General features: G+C 36.1%; 17 protein-coding genes and 2 pseudogenes. 9 read left to right on the top strand and 10 right to left on the bottom strand.

Translation table 11 applies throughout. The features are described 5' to 3' along the window. Positions 1–508 precede the first annotated feature (508 nt). The 6 genes and pseudogenes from DFR56_RS23965 to DFR56_RS07845 all read right to left on the bottom strand — a co-directional run. Positions 509–640: pseudogene (locus tag DFR56_RS23965) on the bottom strand (transposase); the annotation flags it as partial. Further along, a pseudogene (locus tag DFR56_RS23960) lies at positions 637–943 on the bottom strand (transposase); the annotation flags it as partial. The pseudogenes DFR56_RS23965 and DFR56_RS23960, both read right to left, overlap by 4 nt. Positions 944–1,181: 238 nt before the next feature. Further along, positions 1,182–2,048, bottom strand: coding sequence for a D-alanyl-D-alanine carboxypeptidase family protein (locus tag DFR56_RS07860; protein WP_110394894.1), 867 nt, complete (start codon positions 2,046–2,048; stop codon positions 1,182–1,184). A gap of 101 nt (positions 2,049–2,149) precedes the next feature. Continuing rightward, positions 2,150–3,304 (bottom strand): sensor histidine kinase, encoded by a 1,155-nt coding sequence (locus DFR56_RS07855; RefSeq protein WP_110394893.1) that lies wholly within the window; start codon positions 3,302–3,304, stop codon positions 2,150–2,152. Continuing rightward, positions 3,297–3,989 (bottom strand): response regulator transcription factor, encoded by a 693-nt coding sequence (locus DFR56_RS07850; RefSeq protein WP_110394892.1) that lies wholly within the window; start codon positions 3,987–3,989, stop codon positions 3,297–3,299. Before DFR56_RS07850 ends, DFR56_RS07855 begins: the two co-directional genes overlap by 8 nt. A gap of 140 nt (positions 3,990–4,129) precedes the next feature. Continuing rightward, the gene (locus DFR56_RS07845; protein WP_110394891.1) at positions 4,130–4,795 is read right to left on the bottom strand and encodes a Yip1 family protein; all 666 of its coding nucleotides are present in this window, start codon (positions 4,793–4,795) and stop codon (positions 4,130–4,132) included. Between the two features lie 154 nt (positions 4,796–4,949). On the opposite strand from DFR56_RS07845, the gene DFR56_RS22890 reads away from it, so the two are divergent. Next, positions 4,950–5,093, top strand: a complete 144-nt coding sequence (locus tag DFR56_RS22890; protein ID WP_158525550.1) for a hypothetical protein — start codon at positions 4,950–4,952, stop codon at positions 5,091–5,093. 549 nt (positions 5,094–5,642) lie between these two features. Here the strand turns inward: DFR56_RS22890 and DFR56_RS07835 are convergent. Both DFR56_RS07835 and DFR56_RS07830 read right to left on the bottom strand, forming a co-directional pair. Further along, positions 5,643–5,882 carry a ferredoxin family protein gene (locus DFR56_RS07835; RefSeq protein WP_110394889.1) on the bottom strand — a complete coding sequence of 80 codons (240 nt, stop codon included), beginning with the start codon at positions 5,880–5,882 and terminating at the stop codon, positions 5,643–5,645. A 128-nt stretch (positions 5,883–6,010) separates the two neighbouring features. Next, positions 6,011–7,630 (bottom strand): methyl-accepting chemotaxis protein, encoded by a 1,620-nt coding sequence (locus tag DFR56_RS07830; protein ID WP_158525548.1) that lies wholly within the window; start codon positions 7,628–7,630, stop codon positions 6,011–6,013. 244 nt (positions 7,631–7,874) lie between these two features. Between DFR56_RS07830 and DFR56_RS07825 the strand changes: the two genes are divergently transcribed. Together DFR56_RS07825 and ytaF are read left to right on the top strand one after the other, a co-directional pair. Continuing rightward, positions 7,875–8,297, top strand: a complete 423-nt coding sequence (locus tag DFR56_RS07825) for a YugN family protein (protein WP_110394887.1) — start codon at positions 7,875–7,877, stop codon at positions 8,295–8,297. Positions 8,298–8,541: 244 nt separating this feature from the next. After that, positions 8,542–9,171: a sporulation membrane protein YtaF gene (gene ytaF, locus DFR56_RS07820; protein WP_110394886.1), complete on the top strand. Its 630-nt coding sequence runs from the start codon at positions 8,542–8,544 to the stop codon at positions 9,169–9,171. A 523-nt stretch (positions 9,172–9,694) separates the two neighbouring features. Here the strand turns inward: ytaF and DFR56_RS07815 are convergent. After that, a complete protein-coding gene (locus tag DFR56_RS07815) occupies positions 9,695–10,486 on the bottom strand; it encodes an SDR family oxidoreductase (RefSeq protein ID WP_110394885.1) in 792 nt (263 codons plus the stop codon). A 131-nt stretch (positions 10,487–10,617) separates the two neighbouring features. Here DFR56_RS07815 and DFR56_RS07810 point away from each other — a divergent pair, with 131 nt between their 5' ends. From DFR56_RS07810 to DFR56_RS07785, 6 genes are all read left to right on the top strand, one after another. Beyond that, positions 10,618–10,995, top strand: a complete 378-nt coding sequence (locus DFR56_RS07810; protein ID WP_110394884.1) for a GntR family transcriptional regulator — start codon at positions 10,618–10,620, stop codon at positions 10,993–10,995. 1 nt (position 10,996) lies between these two features. Further along, positions 10,997–11,848, top strand: a complete 852-nt coding sequence (locus DFR56_RS07805; protein ID WP_110394883.1) for an ABC transporter ATP-binding protein — start codon at positions 10,997–10,999, stop codon at positions 11,846–11,848. Between the two features lie 3 nt (positions 11,849–11,851). After that, a complete protein-coding gene (locus DFR56_RS07800; protein WP_110394882.1) occupies positions 11,852–12,451 on the top strand; it encodes an ABC-2 transporter permease in 600 nt (199 codons plus the stop codon). Between the two features lie 10 nt (positions 12,452–12,461). After that, positions 12,462–13,118, top strand: a complete 657-nt coding sequence (locus DFR56_RS07795; RefSeq protein ID WP_110394881.1) for an ABC-2 transporter permease — start codon at positions 12,462–12,464, stop codon at positions 13,116–13,118. Between the two features lie 14 nt (positions 13,119–13,132). Further along, positions 13,133–14,026 carry a CPBP family intramembrane glutamic endopeptidase gene (locus DFR56_RS07790; RefSeq protein WP_110394880.1) on the top strand — a complete coding sequence of 298 codons (894 nt, stop codon included), beginning with the start codon at positions 13,133–13,135 and terminating at the stop codon, positions 14,024–14,026. Between the two features lie 400 nt (positions 14,027–14,426). Continuing rightward, on the top strand, positions 14,427–15,281 hold the full coding sequence (locus DFR56_RS07785) for a CvfB family protein (RefSeq protein WP_110394879.1): 855 nt from the start codon (positions 14,427–14,429) through the stop codon (positions 15,279–15,281). 599 nt (positions 15,282–15,880) lie between these two features. On the opposite strand, the gene DFR56_RS07780 is transcribed toward DFR56_RS07785, so the two are convergent. Further along, positions 15,881–16,162 (bottom strand): hypothetical protein, encoded by a 282-nt coding sequence (locus tag DFR56_RS07780; protein WP_110394878.1) that lies wholly within the window; start codon positions 16,160–16,162, stop codon positions 15,881–15,883. Positions 16,163–16,322 lie beyond the last annotated feature (160 nt).

Raw genomic sequence — 16,322 nt, 5'->3', positions numbered from 1 at the left:
GAGCACTTCTCATTCGTTTTCGGAAAGTTCAAGCTCGAGGGAGGGCGACGCGGGGCACTTCTCACACGTTTTCGGAAAGTTCATGCACGAGGGAAGATGCCACGGGGCACTTCTCATTCGTTTTCGGAAAGTTCAAGCTCGAGGGAGGGCGACGCGGGGCACTTCTCACACGTTTTCGGAAAGTTCATGCACGAGGGAATGTCAAGTCCATTATTCTGTGTAAATTGGTAATTCCAATGTTTTTTAACCCTTATCCCCCCGCTAAAACAGCCACAGCGATTGCTGCTAGCCATTGACATAAGTGCTCGAAACTTATCATTCAGTGGAGAGGGGTTCGGGCCCCGGCCACTGAATGATTAGTTTCGACTTGTCTGTGTTACCATAAACAGCGGGTGAGCCTTAAGGCTTTATTTCACCCGAACCCGCAATGCCTACACAACACAGACAAAAACGTCGTCAATGGTGGCGATGTTTAGTGCTTCTAACTTTTTATTTTTAGATCTTGCCTTTAAAATTGGATGTACACTTTACTGCTAAATACTTCTTCATAATCCATTAAAACGGAGCCTACTAATCTAAAGGCAGACTGTTGATTAGGAAAAATAAGAATAACTCTTTCATGTCTTCTTACCTTTGAAGAAGTAACGATTGATCACAACGCTGATACTTTTAAATATATCAGTGGAAAACTCTTCACTTCGTGTACGTGAAACTTTTAAATTAAATGTTCCTATATTTAAGATAAGTACTCCTTCAGAATAACCGTCTCTATAATCATGCCTATTGCGAGTTCAATCATATTTTTCATATAATGATCGCGTTCTTTTTCCATGTATTCGTTAAGAACATTAATGATCCCAGACTTAATCACCGTATTTAAACTAGATTCCATCATTTCCTTTTTTAAATTCTTGAAATTTAAGGTAAAATTAATTTGAGTTATTCACCAATTTCTCCTAACAATTGTTTCGGTTAAAAACATAGTTCCAAGGATTGGGGAGACTCATTCTTTTTTTACACAATTATATGGACATGATCATAATTAGCATCTATTCGTGACTGATTTCCCGCTTTTTCTGCTTCCCATGGCACGATTAGGAGCTGTTTGGGATATATAAATCATTTCTTACGTTTGATAGAAACGAATATAACCTAATTTGTCGTCATCCATCGAATCCCCATTAAAAAGTAAAAGGAGAAAAACCGTAGGATAGTAGCTTTTTCGTTTCGCTAAAACGATCTTCATCTGTTTCAGCATTGATGACAACGGAGATAAGACGCCGATCCCCTTTCATTGCAGTTCCTACAAAACAATATCCCGCTGCATCTGTATAACCAGTTTTTAACCCATCGACCTCTTTAACATAAGCTTCATCCTCGTGTTTGTTCAGCATTCTATTTGTTGTATATAAATCAATTCCAAAAGATTCGATGTAGTAATGTTCTAAGCGAACTGCTTCTAAAACTTCTGGATGATCTGTTAATAGATTGTGCGCAAGAGTCGCGACATCTCTAGCAGACATTTGATTCTCTACTTCTGCATCTGGTAAACCTGTAGCATTAACAAAATTTGCCCCCTCTGATAATCCAAGTTCACGAGCTTTTTCGTTCATTAATAATGTAAACTCTTCCTCTGTTCCTGAAATATTTTTAGCGAGAGCAATGGTTGCATTGTTAGCAGATGAAATTGCCATGGCATAATATAGATCCTGTACAGTCAAAATCGTGCCACTTTCAACAGGGATTTTTGCAGCGGAATCGATAAGATCATTAGCGTTCTCACTTACTGTAACATGATCACTCCAATCAATTACTTCATCTTCAAGCAAATCTAAAACAATATACATTGTCATCAATTTGGACATACTTGCCACCGGGTATGAAATTCCTGCATCCTTCTCATATAAAATTTCACCATTGGAGGCATCCATTAAAACAGCAGCAGTACTATGTATAGCCGGTTTCCGTAAATCACTATATTTATTAATTGCTAGTAAGCTGATTGAGATGATTAAAAAAATGAAGATAAATCTATTTTTCTTTAACAAAATTCTTCCTCCTTGTTCCCTTCCTATACGTACTAATATAACGGTTGGATGTATAGTACAAAGAAAGAAAAGGTAAAGAAATAGTAAAGATTGTTAGAACGCTAATCTATCTCCCCCGCATATTTAGGAAGTTTCACAATAAAAGATGTCCTATCCAGATTACTTTCGACATCGATTGTTCCATTATGACGTAAAACGATACTTCTAGAAATGGCAAGTCCTAATCCTGAGCCACCAGTATGTTTGGCTCTTGATTTTTCGATTCGATAAAAGCGTTCAAATAGATGTGGCAAATCAATACTCGAAATGGGATTCCCATAGTTTGTCACTGTAACAGCAATCTCACTACCAAAATCTTCTGTTAAAATATCAACATATTTTCCCTCTTTGCCATAATGAATGGCGTTTAATATTAAATTGTTAAAAACACGCGCTAACCTTTCCCCATCACCTAGAACCGTTAGCGTAACATTTGCAAATTCTTCCCGACAGATCATCTCATTTTCAATAAAATACACCTGATTTTGAACGATCACTTGCCCCAATATTTCAGCGATATTGATCGGTTGCATATTTAATTGAAGTTGCTTGTCTTGTATTCTTGTATACTCAAATAATTCATTAATTAATTGTTCTAAGCTTAGTGCTTTGTCATAGGCAATTCCTGTATAATGACGTAAAGCAACCTCATCTTTATAGTTATCCTGTTCAATCAATCTAAGATACCCAACAATTGACGTAAGAGGTGTACGTAAATCATGTGAAACATTTGTAATCAGTTCATTTTTCGTATGCTCAATATGGCGCTCCTCCTCTATTGCTTCTTTCAAACGATCAACAATATTATGAATGTTTTTAACAAGACCGTCCAAGTTATTATCATATACTGTTAATTGATGTTCAAAATTCCCCTCCGCAATAAAGGATGTCTCTTTTAAAATGTTATTTAAATTCGCCAAATATTGTTTCTTTTTCTCATATCGATAAAATAAGTAAATATAAATCATGAAAATGAAGAAAAAAATCCCCTTAGAATACATATCAAAATAATGAAGATATGTATAATATTTTCCAGGTCCGATAATGTCTGCAAGTGCCGAATCAAGGGACGTAAGAGTTACAGAACTTAAAAATAGGTATTGGAAAAATCCTTGAAATACAAATTTCGTAAAATAAGCAAAAATAACAGATAGAAAAAGATAAACGGCCATTCTCCTTTTAGGCATTGAGGTAAAGACTTTCTTAAATTTACGCATCGATTTTATACCCTACTCCCCAAACAGTTTGAATAATTTTTTCCCCGTTTGTTGCATCTTCAAGTTTTTTACGAAGATTGCTAATATGAATCATGACTGTTTTACTTATCCCATACGCTTCTTCATTCCAAACATGTTCAAAAATTTCCTCTGAACTAAACACTCTGCTTGGACGACTTGCTAATAAATATAAAATATCAAATTCAATTGGAGTAAGATTCACCTTTTTCCCTTCCACTTGTACGACGTGATTTTTCTTATTAATCACAAGTGAATGGATGAAAAGTTGATCAGTTGTTGATTCTGTTGATTTCATTTGCATATGGACACGTCTAAGTAAGGCTTTTACCCTTGCGACAACTTCAAGCGGATTAAAAGGCTTTCCCATATAATCATCTGCGCCAGTCATTAATCCCACTATTTTATCCATATCTTCCACTTTTGCACTTAGCATAAGGATTGGAATGGGATGTTTTTCTCGCACCTTTTTACATACTTCCAGTCCATCTATTTTTGGCATCATCACATCTAAGATTAATAGATCAATCGATTTTTCTGCAATGATGGTGAGTGCTTCTTCCCCATCATAGCCTTTTAACACGTTATAACCTTCATTTTCCAAATAAAATTGAATTAATTCGGCGATTTCTCTATCATCATCAACGATTAATATTGTCGTTTTCATCTGTCACCCTTCTATCTTTTGCAAGATTTCCTATGCTCATTATCTCCTAAAAGGATGAAAATTACAAAAACATTTGTTACAGATGTAGGATGCAAATAAAAAATCCCTTCAAAGATTGAAAGGGATTTTACTTTACCAACTTATCCGAATGCTACCATAGATACTATTACACCAACAATAACAATTACTATTATCATTAAGAAAAGAACCGCTCCCGGAATGATAAATGTTAACAATCCTTTCCACGACGAAAATCGGTGAACTTCCGCAATTCCTTTTACCATTAAGAACCATGACCAAGCAGTAAACATAAACGTAAAAAATGTTGAAAATAGTAGCCATATAATTTGAAAAGGGCTTAAATACACATCAACAAACAATGCATCTTTCAGAATGACAACATCGAAAAAACAAAAAATAGTACTAACTGCAACTGGAATATAGGATAAACCTATCACAGTATACATTTCACGAAGCGTTCCTGTACCTTTAAACAATTTTCCTACATAATAAACAATGGCAGACCAAATAAGCCATGAGATAATTCCACCAACCGCCCCTAATACTATCACTAAGACTAGCACCATTAAAGTGGACATCGATTCGCCCATACTTTTTCCAACTGCTCGATCAAAAGCATATAATACCCCTGACAACATAACAAGAAAAATAATTAATTTGGAGTCAGATCCATGGTTAATAAATGAACGAAATGTTGCGCGTGGCTTATACCAAATCGTTAGCCATGGATTTAGCCTATCCCCCTCATTTTCTACTTGTACATCTTCTTCAACACTTTTCTCCATCTCTATATCCCTTCCTACCTTAAAATTTCCTTCTATAACCTTAACATATATTTACAAAACGATCGCCCTCATTTTTACCTAGTGACTTTTGTTGGAGAATGTTCATCCTACTTGCAATCATGTATAATAAAGCTATTAATATGGAGGAGTTAAAATGATGAAAGTGAAAATGAATATTCAAACAATGTATCGTGGAGAACTGCTCCGCGCTGGGAAAATTTATACAGTGAGTGAAGAGACTGCAGAACGTTGGATAATAAGTAAAATTGCTGAGAAAGTAAATGACAAGGAAGCATAAACAAATCATCTTTATCAAAATGCGCCTAAACAAAAGGTCTATTATTGTTGATTAGGGGCATTTTTATTTGGATGAATCCCTTTCAATCCTTCTCGTTCGTCAAGTACTAAAACGGGGGCATTTTCTTCAATATAATCTAACGCCTGAGCTAAAACCCTCCTACTTCCTACTCTTAACCTGTGCCTTGCCTCCCGCGATGCACAATGTTTATTGCACCAAGTAATCGGCAGGTGCAAATATTTTCGATGGGATGAGCATTTAGCGCAATCCCAAATGTTTTCGATGGGACGAGCATTTAGCGCAATCCCAAATGTTTTCGATGGGACGAGCATTTAGCGAAGTTCCAGAACGTGACTGCTTTTAGCCGCAAGAGTCGCCCCCTAGAGTAGAAACCTTAGGTGTTAGTTAAAATACCCGAATATTAATTTTTCGATGTGTCCTATTCGGATTTATCCTTGAAATTAGCATTGATGAAATGAACTCTAAGATAAAACAAAAAAACCCAATTACAATTATACTCATTGTAATTGGATTTTTATGAGATTGTTATTAACGGTTAGCGAAAAATTCTTCCGCTTTTTCTAGGTAAACTTCATTTTCTGGGGTTAAGTCATACTCTTCAACTATTGCGTCGACTGGGCAAACTGCAACACAAGCCCCACAGTCAATACAAATATCTGGATCTATATAAAATTGGTCTGGCCCCTCTTCTATACAATCAACAGGACAGACACTTACACATTCCGCAGCTTTTTCAGCACCACACGGCTCTAAAATTACAAAAGCCATTTTCCGTAACCTCCCTCGCATCGTTAAAACCTTTTCTCTACCATCATACACGATAAAGCCTTAAACCGTAAACTATTTTGAATAATGTTTGAAAAATTTTCATCATTATTCCTGTTTAAAAACATCTACTAACTTAAAGTAAATTTATGAACCGTCCGATTTAAATTATTCGCTTGATTTGTTAATGTTTCCGCATCTACTGCTAAATGATGAATACCTTCTATTTGATCATCCATATGTGAAACTGTTTTTATTACTTGTTCGGTAAAACTTTCCGCTATCCGATTTATTTCTTCAATAATTTTTTCTAATTGTTCGCCATCTTTCGTTAACTCATCTGCATAACGGCTATTATGTACGATCGCTTCTTTTGACTGTATGGAAGCATCGTTTAATTGTTCAATCGATGAACCAGCAATTTGGACGATTTCTACCCCTTCACGAATGGCATATGTATTTGCCTCAACATGTTCAACCGCTTCCTGCATTTCTTCACGAGTTTTTTCCAGTTGGGTAAAAATATCACTCGCAAATTCATTCGTATCTTCTGCAAGCTTTCTCACTTCGGTTGCAACAACTGAAAATCCACTTCCCGCATCACCAGCTCGTGCCGCTTCAATTGATGCGTTCAACGCAAGTAGGTTCGTTTGTTCGGCAATTTGAGTAATGGAAGAAACCTTTTGAATGACATTATTTACATCTTCTGCCACTTGAGCAATTTTTCGGGCTGAATTGTTTACTGCTTCTTCCAACTGGTGCATCTTCTGTTCTGAATTTATAATGGCTTTACTACCTTCCTTAGCAGCAATGGACGCTTCTTCAGAGATTGAAAGAGTACCTTCAATTTGATCATCCATTTCACGAACTCCACGAATCATCGTTTGCACCATTGCACTTGCCGACTGTAAAGAGGCTAACTGATTTTCAGCTCCAGCTTGAAAAGATTGCATCGTGTTCCCGAACTGTGTAAATGTGTTTGATAATCTAGCTGATTCTTCTGCCTGATCATAACTTACTTTGTTAATAACTTGAGAAGAACCACCTAATTCTGCAATTATCTTTTTCATTCCAATCGCCATTTTATTTATTTCAAATCCAATTTGATGAAATTCGGATCGAGAGCGATTCTTCACTTCTACTGTTAAATCACCAGCAGAAATTTTCCTGGTCACACGATGCCATGAATTGATTCCGTTCATTAAATACTTGTATAAAATAATAGTAAAAATTGCTGTAACGACGAAGGAAATGCCCGCAACAATAAGCCCTGTTTCAATTGAAATTGGTAGTAAGAATGTACTTAAAAAAACGCTTATAGCTGGGACTATTGTGACCGCACTTAGAAAAGGAATGATAAATTTTTGATGAATGATTCTTCCAATGCGCAAGTTGTATTGTTTTCCATTTACTTCCACTATCGGACATGAACCATCTACAAGTATTTCACCAGTCAATCTCTCATATACTTGGAGTAATGGTTCTTTCGTATTGGCTGCTTGTAACCCCACTTGATCATCGAATTTTGTCCCTTCTAATAACCGATTCGTATGAATATAGCTTGTCCCTTCTGTATCAACTATAACTAAATATTCATCCCGCTTCAATGCTTCGTCTAATATGGTGTGAAAATTCCCATAACTCGTATCAAATGATGCATCATTTTGGATAAGGGGTTTAATTTGTTCTGCAATTTTTTCTACTTTTATTAATGCTTGTTTTGCGGCTTTTTTTCTCAGTAATTTATTCACTGTCAAAACTCCTTCCCGTTCCCTTTCTTGCATACTTTTAGACTATATAACGCTTTCATTAACTATACCATATTACCTAGATACCCTTCATCTTTTTCACATATTTGTATAAAAATTGTTTTAAAATGTCTTATTTAGGTAGTTAGTAGTAGTCGAACAAGGTTTAGTCCTTTTTTTTGGAAGAATATCCTTTTCTTTTTTCCACATAATAAGAATAGTAATATTAAAAAAAGGAGCGGAATAAATGATCAAGCTGGAATCTGAATTACAAGGGAAAAGAACCTATTTTGGGGAAATGACCGATCATTCTAAGTCATTTGGCTTTACGTTGGGAGGAGCTTGGGAATATCATGCGGGCTATTTTGATACAGTATTATGGAGAGAAAGTGGGGAAACAATATACGTTCGACTTCCTTTTAACGTTGTGAAAGGAATGCTTGACCATCGTAATGCTTTAATTGAATTTGAGCAACCATATATTATTAAGCATGTTGTCCATATAGGTCTTGACCGTGATGCTGATTCATTACTTGCCGCCACTGGGTTTGCGCAGTTTCAAGAGCCGGTTGATCGGGACGGATATATTGAAGATAAAAGTAAATGGGAGCTGGCTGGTAAAGAAATGATCGATTGCGTACTTAATGCAGTTCCTTTTCATCGCACCTAACGAGTTTAGGTGAGGAGAAGAATCTGTATTCCCTGCGCTTATGGAGCGATTTTGGGCGATTGACTTACGACACATTTTGATCCATTTCCACATACGATAAAGCAGACTTGGCGAAGTAAACCTCATCTGCCTAAGTCATGTTTGTTTCACATTTAGTGACACTTATCTCCCGTTATCTAAAGCGGGAGTTTTAGTATCTCCACGGAGATATCCAACATCGTACAATTAAGGGAATGGATGAAACATGATCTTTTATATGAATCTCATTTCAATTGTCATCGCAGTAAGTTTAGATGGATTTGGTGTCGGGATTACGTATGGTATGCGTAATATTCGCATCTCTTTCCTAGCATTATTAACTATTATGCTCTGCTCAGGAGTCATCGTTTTATGTTCAATGTTAGTAGGGAATATTTTACGAATGTTTATTTCACCAGCAATTACTAGTGTTTTAGGTAGCATCATTTTAATTATGCTTGGCCTATTTGTTCTTTACTCCAATATACATTCGAAAAAAAATCAACAAATAAGTCATGATGTAACCAATAAAGATGAAAATAAGTTCAGTCATTTTAAATCTGTCATGTCAGATCCACACCAAGCTGATAAGGATCGATCAGGATCAATATCGGTTGGAGAAGCGTTCGTACTTGGTATCGCTCTCGCATTAGATGCTTTTGGAGCAGGATTTGGTGCGGCAATGCTCGGTTATTCACCAATGCTAACTTCTTTTCTTGTCGCAACGATGAGTGGTTTATTTGTTTATTCTGGAATTAAGATCGGTTTATTATTATCGAAAAACAAACTATTAGCGAAACTTACCTTCCTTCCACCAATTCTATTAATCTGTATTGGCGTATATAATTTAGTCTAAATTTAAGAGAGACTGGGATAATAGTGTTTTTGCCTATGAAAAATCCGAACCATAGTAGCTGCATATAACTTGCTCCGGAAGGATACTTTGCACATCCTAAGGCGTATGGTGAGCCTCCGACGTACAATGTTTATTGCGACGAGTAAGGCAGTCGCAGGACGTACTAGTATCAATGACGTCACAAACGCTTTTTGATGGAACGAAAGTGCAAAGGCTCTTCGATGGGACGAGTAAGCGCAGTCCAAGGACGTGACGATTGTCATCGCGCTCACGCTAGCGCGTCTTTAAGGGTCTCACCGGTGCCTTTCCCCCGCAGCGCACAATGTTTATTGAAGCGAGTAAGCGCAGCAGCAAAGGTCTTTGATGGGGTGAGCAAGCACGCGGTCCCGGGACGGACTAGTGTCGCGCATGGACGTGACCGATTCTAGCCGTCCAGGAATCTACGTATATTTCCTCCGCTAAGGTAGTTCATTGTTCTTCTTTCGACTTGATCGTTTTCGTTATGTCCCAGCCTCTTCATTTTTTATATTGCTTTTACCGACGCTCCGTCAACAATTAAAGCTTGTCCGGTAATATACGTATTGGCAAATGAAGCTAAAAATACGACTGCTTTGGCAAACTCCTCAGGTTTTCCGTAACGACCTAGTGGGATATCTGAAATAGATGCTTTTTCAATTTCCTCCATAGATTTTCCTTGTTGGGATGCCGTTATTGCATTCAACTGCATCAATCTTTCTGTTGCAATTTTCCCGGGTCCTACCGTATTCACTAAAATATTATGAGCGGCAAATTCTTGAGATAAGCTTTTTGTTAGCCCTAAAACACCTGGACGCATTGTATTTGAAAGAATAAGATTGTCGATACTTTGTTTAATCGAAGAAGAGGTAATATTGACAATCCGACCTGCTTCTTGTCTTTTCATATATGGAATTACATGCCTTGTTGCACGTACGACACTAAGTAGGTTTTGTTCAAAAGCGTGATACCAGTCATCATCAGTCATTTTCATGAATTCACCAGCTGGTGGCCCGCCAGCATTATTGATTAAAACATGCACTGTACCATTTTTATCGACTACTTTTTGAATGAGTGTTTTCATTTGGTCAACTTCCTTCATATCACAAACGACATAGTTGACATCGTTATTTCCTGTTTCCTCCCGGATTTCTTTTACCGTCTTCTGCAACTTTTCCTCACTACGACTACTGATAAACACAGCTGCCTCTTCCCTTGCAAATTCCGTTGCAATCGCCTTTCCGAGCCCTTGACTAGCCCCAGTTACGATCACTGACTTTCCTTTTAATAATAAATCCATTTGCACACCCGCTTTATCATTTTTGTTTCTATTAGTGTATCATAATTCATTTTTAAAAATCTTTATCCTTGCACAAATGTCTATATTGTATATAATGTATATACACAATTATTTTGGAGGTGAGCTATTTTGTGAATATTCTCATTGCTACAAATAGTAAAGTTCCACTTTTTGAACAAATAAAAGACCAAATTAAACAGCATATATTTACAGGTAAGTTGCAAGAAGGAGATTCCCTTCCCTCTATGCGCGTTTTGGCAAAAGAGTTAAAAGTAAGTGTGATTACGACGAAACGTGCCTATGAAGAACTGGAACGTGAAGGATATGTAATTTCGACGATTGGGAAAGGAACGTTCGTTGCTGGTCAACAACCACATGTGTTAAAAGAATGGCAAATGCGTGAAATTGAAAATGAGCTCGAAAGGGTTGTCCAATCTGGTAAACAAATCGGGCTAACAAAACAAGATTTTATCGAGCTTTTAGACGTTTATTATGAGGAGGATGTGTAGCATGAATGTTGTGGAATTTCATAACGTGTCAAAAAAACGAAAAGATTTCAACATTGGAAAGTTAAATTTCATGATTCCTCAAGGATTTATTACAGGTTTTATTGGACCAAATGGTAGTGGAAAAACGACGACGATTCAAATGATGATGGATTTATTGAAAATCGACGAAGGGGAGATTTATTTATTTGGTCACCCCCATAAAGACTACCACTCTAAACAAAAGGTTGGATTTGTCTATGATGATTTATATATGTATGATGATTTCACCATAAAAAAAATGAGAGCCTTTATTGCCCCATTGTATCAAAATTGGAATGAAGAACTTTTCGAGAAATACTTACAGAAATTCAATTTACCATATAAGAAAAAGCTCAAACAGTTTTCTAAAGGGATGAAAGTAAAATGTTCGCTCCTTTTTGCACTCACACATCAGCCAGAATTTATCGTTATGGATGAACCGACAGCTGGACTTGATCCAATTTTTCGTCGGGAGCTTTTGGAATTGCTCCAAGAGTTAATGGTAAATGAACGACAAACGATCTTTTTATCGACACATATTACGACTGATTTAGATAAAATTGCCGATCATATTATTTTTATCCATGAAGGGGAAATTCTTTTTCAAAAAACGATGGAAGATATTCGTGAACAATATTTTATTATAAAAGGAAAAGCAGACTTTATAGATGCAGATATTAGGTCTTTATTTGTCGGGTTGCAAGAAACAGAGATTGGCTTTACAGCTCTTTTTGAAGGAGATCCTTCCCTTTTTGCCGAATTTAGGGATGATGTTGTCATTGAAAAGGCGACACTAGAAGATATTATGTATTTTTTTGTGAAGAAGGAGGAATAATTGATGTGGCAAATGGTGAAACGTGATTGGATGTTGAACCATCAACTTATTGTGGTGGTATCATTGCTACTATTAATCGTTCATATCTTTCCGCTTCCAAATATACCTTTAATTACTTATTTTAATTTTTTTATTATCTTATGTGCTTATGTATTTTATTTTGATCGTAAAAACAAAGTGAACCGAACGATCATCAGTTTACCACTAAGCAAAAATATCATTGTTTTAGCTAGATATGTCTTTCTCTTTCTCGTTTTTACCTTGTTTTTTTTATATGTATGGTTGTTGAATCAACAACTTCCTGGATCTATCGTGCTAATTATTTTCACTGCCATATGTTTGGCAATTGCAATATCTCTACCAATTTATTATCTTGTTAACTCCTTTTTACTTGCTGCCATTATCCAATTTTTATTACTTAGCGTTAGCTCACTCGTTTTTTTATTTGGAGCAACATATGAACTGTTCGATCCAATCTATCTTTTTTTCTTTGGTCTGATCGATATTCAACCTGTTGCCACATTATTATTGTTATCTTTTATTAGTTTATGTATCTCGTATGTAATTTCTTGTTTTATTTTTGCTAAAAAGGATATCGTATAAGGAGGATTTCATGTTAGCACTCTTAAAAAAAGATTTGCTTCTGAATAGTTGGTTGTCGTATAGTAGTTTTTGTTTATTTATTCTAGGCGCTTATATTACCATCCTTTCACCATATATTACTTTTTTTATTAGTTTTTTTGCCTTTTGTTATTCTGTCTTTTATTCTGATGATCGATATCGTGTAAACCAATTTATCATTAGTTTGCCGATTAAACGAAAAACAATGATTCAAAGCCGGTATTTGTATTGTATGCTGATTGTTGTTCTTATCATTGTTTTGCAAAAAGTATATATGCTTTTACTATTGCCGGTATTACCTGAACATTATTATATATACGGCTGGAGAGATATGGTTTTACTCCTTTGTATTGGGTTTCTTGCCATTGCAATTGCCATCCCAATTTTACATATGGTTCAGGCAATCTATGCATTCGTTATCTTCATGGTATTAAATAGTATATTTACCTTTTTCTTATTAGATGAACTTGTAAAAGTATTACATCTAAAAGATGAAATTATTTTTAATAAACTAGATGCTGGATTTGTCTTACTATTGGAGAAGTATATACCATATTACCCTTATATCGTGCTTACAATTGTAACAGGCATCATACTTTATTTTTCAATGCTACTTACGGTGAAAATTTTTAATACAAAAAATTGTTAGAGAGGATGAGATTCATGTTTCAAAACAAAAATAAGCAAGTTCGAGCTGGATGGCTTATATTTATCGCCCTTCTTTTCGTTTTTATTGGTCAAACTATTTTTATGTTACCTGGCATGACATTACTATCGATCTTCGAAATTTCCTCTGGGGAAATATCGATGGAATTCGATTTAGGTGCGATGAGTCCATGGATGGTCTTACTAACACAAGGAGCCGGCTCAATCGGTGGAATAGCGGCAACATTAGTCGTTTTTCGGGCTATAAATAAAAAGAACCCAAATCAATTAGGTATCCAAGGACCTAGGGGGGATTTTATTTTCGGACTTTTTTTAGGGGCAGCATCAATTGCAGCAATATTTTTTATTTTACTTGCAACTGGAGATGTCACCCTTTTATCAAGTCTACTAAATCCTGAAATCACTTGGTATACACTATCTTTTCTCATTCTCTTTATTCTTGTCGGTTTCTTTGAAGAAATGTTCTTTAGAGGTTACGTGATGAAAACAATGGAGGAAAGAGGAAATAAGAAATGGGTCATTTATGTCGTGTCGGCGCTTGTTTTTAGTCTCGTTCATGGGACAAATCCGAATGTTAGTATTTTGGGTTTAGTAAATATTGCGCTCGTAGGTATTTTATTTGCTTATATGTTTGATATGACAAAAAGCCTCTTACTTCCGATCGGCTATCATATTACGTGGAACTTTTTCCAAGGGAATGTATTTGGATTTGCGGTTAGTGGCACTTCGCCTTATGGAATGTATGCGATAGAAGTGTCGGAAACGAACGACTTATTAACAGGTGGTGCTTTCGGACTTGAAGGTGGAGCACTAGCAACATTATTAATTATAGCCGGATTTTTTGCCACTTATTTATATACTAAGAACCGTAATATTAAAGCAGTAAATTAACTTTTTTAATAAATGGACATATTATTTGACTTTTAAGGCAATGTGTGAGATCATACCTGAGTTGAATGATAAAGTAATACTTTTAGTGAACTGGCATTCTACAAGTTGTTTTTGCAGATGCTTATTCACACTGGCGCGATTTTAGGGTCGCAAGGACGTAAGAGTAGGTTGGGCTTACGTTGCTTAAGTTAGAAAACACCAGTGGAATTAGAGACCGCGGTAAAGTGAAATCTTTGGCATCTCATGATTTAAAATGAACGTATTTATTTAATAGAGATTTCCCACCCGATTAAATGATCGTCGGGGATAAAAAATAATTAAATGTGTTACTTTATACAATAAAGGGGTACTCTTTTGATAGGGTATCCCTTTTCCAATAGGATGGAAGGAAGGTTTTTCGATGTCAAAATTACCAGTTGGTACGATACATACGATGCGTGTAACAGAACGAACGAATGAAGGATTTTTATTAACGAAAGGAACAATGAAAGTATTAGTTCCATTGGATGAAAAGGTACAAAATAGTGAAATTGGTGCCTTTATCGATGTATTTCTTTATACAGATAAAAAGAAACAACTACTTGCAACGACTACCCTACCAAAAGTTGTTGTTGGTCTGTACGATTGGGCAGAAGTTGTTGATGTCATCCCCCATTTAGGTGCTTTTATTGATATCGGAATTGGGGAGGATATACTAATTTTCAGTGAAGATTTACCCTTGTTCAAGTCTGTTTGGCCAAAACAAGGAGATAAAATATATGTTACTTTAAAAGCTGATAGTAACAATCGCTTACTAGCAGTTCCAGCAACTGAAAGAATCTTTGCTGATTTATTTGGATTTGCTGAAGAAATTGAATTAAACGAATCAGTCAGTGGCCATGTTATTCGTGTTGATCGAGAAGGAACTGTCATGTTAACAGGCGAAAATTATCGAGGATTTATTCACCATACTGAGCGAACAAAAGAACCGCGTTTCGGTGAATATATTACTGGACGTGTTATAGAAGTAAAGGAAGACGGCACATTAAATGTCTCCCTTCTCCCACTAAAACATGAGCGAATGGCTGATGATGCGGAAAAAATTTTAGCGGTTTTACAAGAGGCAGACGGGGAAATTGCTTTTAATGACAAAAGTGACCCTGCCGAAATCCGTCATACTTTCCAAATGAGTAAATCTGCTTTTAAACGTGCGCTCGGACGATTAATGAAAGAAAGAAAAATCGAACAACGTGATGGGAAAACATTTTTGCTTTAACAGGTTATCGAGTATTTTTTTAGAATAATTGTATGAGGCAGAGGGCTCTGAATTTTGCATTTTTTATATTATGCCAGATGTCAGCAATTCGACTTTAAACATTCATTGTAGTAAACCCCTTCTTGAGATTTCTGACTTAGGGTGGGCAAGGTAGAGGAAGCCCGCGTGCCCGTGATTTCTTTTCTTGACTGCAATGGTCACGGGGAAAGATGCCGCGTGACGTTAATGGCATTTCTTAACTAGAATGGGCACAGGTTCGACTTATGCCCAAGCCATTTTTAGTCTGTCTGCCATCGAACGATTACCGATGTTGACTTGAATAAGGGTGACTAAGTCCTTGTCCAAAAAACAATCGCAAGTCCTAAAAAAAGCCCGAAGTTGCTGTAAATTAAGCTTGTCACCAAAGTGTCACTTCCTGGAACTGCACTTCGCGTAAAGATTTGTGCCATTGGCTACACTACTACGCCCCCTGTACGCCGAAGCTAGATGTAGTAATTTTGCAACTAATTTTTATCAACAAGTATCTTCAAATATAATTATGCTAAACAATAAAAAAGCTTGTAACCGGTTTTTGGCCGTTTACAAGCTTCCATTTTTTATTATACTGTTTGTCTATATGTATCAAATACAGCTGATACCATTAAACTTACTGCTGCTGCAAAAAGACACGCAATTCCAATTCCACCAAGACCCGCACCCATGATCCAGATTCTATCGAGAATTGTTGCGAATAATAATAAGATAAGTCCTGCTGCAAAGAAAATAAATCCTGGGAAATAGGCAGTATAGCTTTGCTTTGGTGTTACTTTTACGAGAATAATACTTATAATAAGTAATGCCACAGTCAAAACAGCACCGATCGTTAATGTTGCTTGTATCATTTCGTCACCTCATATAATCCGTATAGATAATTTTACACAACTATAGTTTACTGATGAATGATCATAAAGTCAATTAAACTGGTGTGAGTCATCACTAATTCGTTTAAAATGTGTTCAAATGATGATCATATTTTAAAAAACAAAATCAACTGAGTGCCCA

Source organism: Pseudogracilibacillus auburnensis (assembly GCF_003201975.1).
Classification (GTDB): domain Bacteria; phylum Bacillota; class Bacilli; order Bacillales; family Amphibacillaceae; genus Pseudogracilibacillus; species Pseudogracilibacillus auburnensis.
The sequence above is the reverse complement of the archived record's forward strand: the minus strand, read 5'-3'. Positions and strand labels throughout refer to the sequence as shown.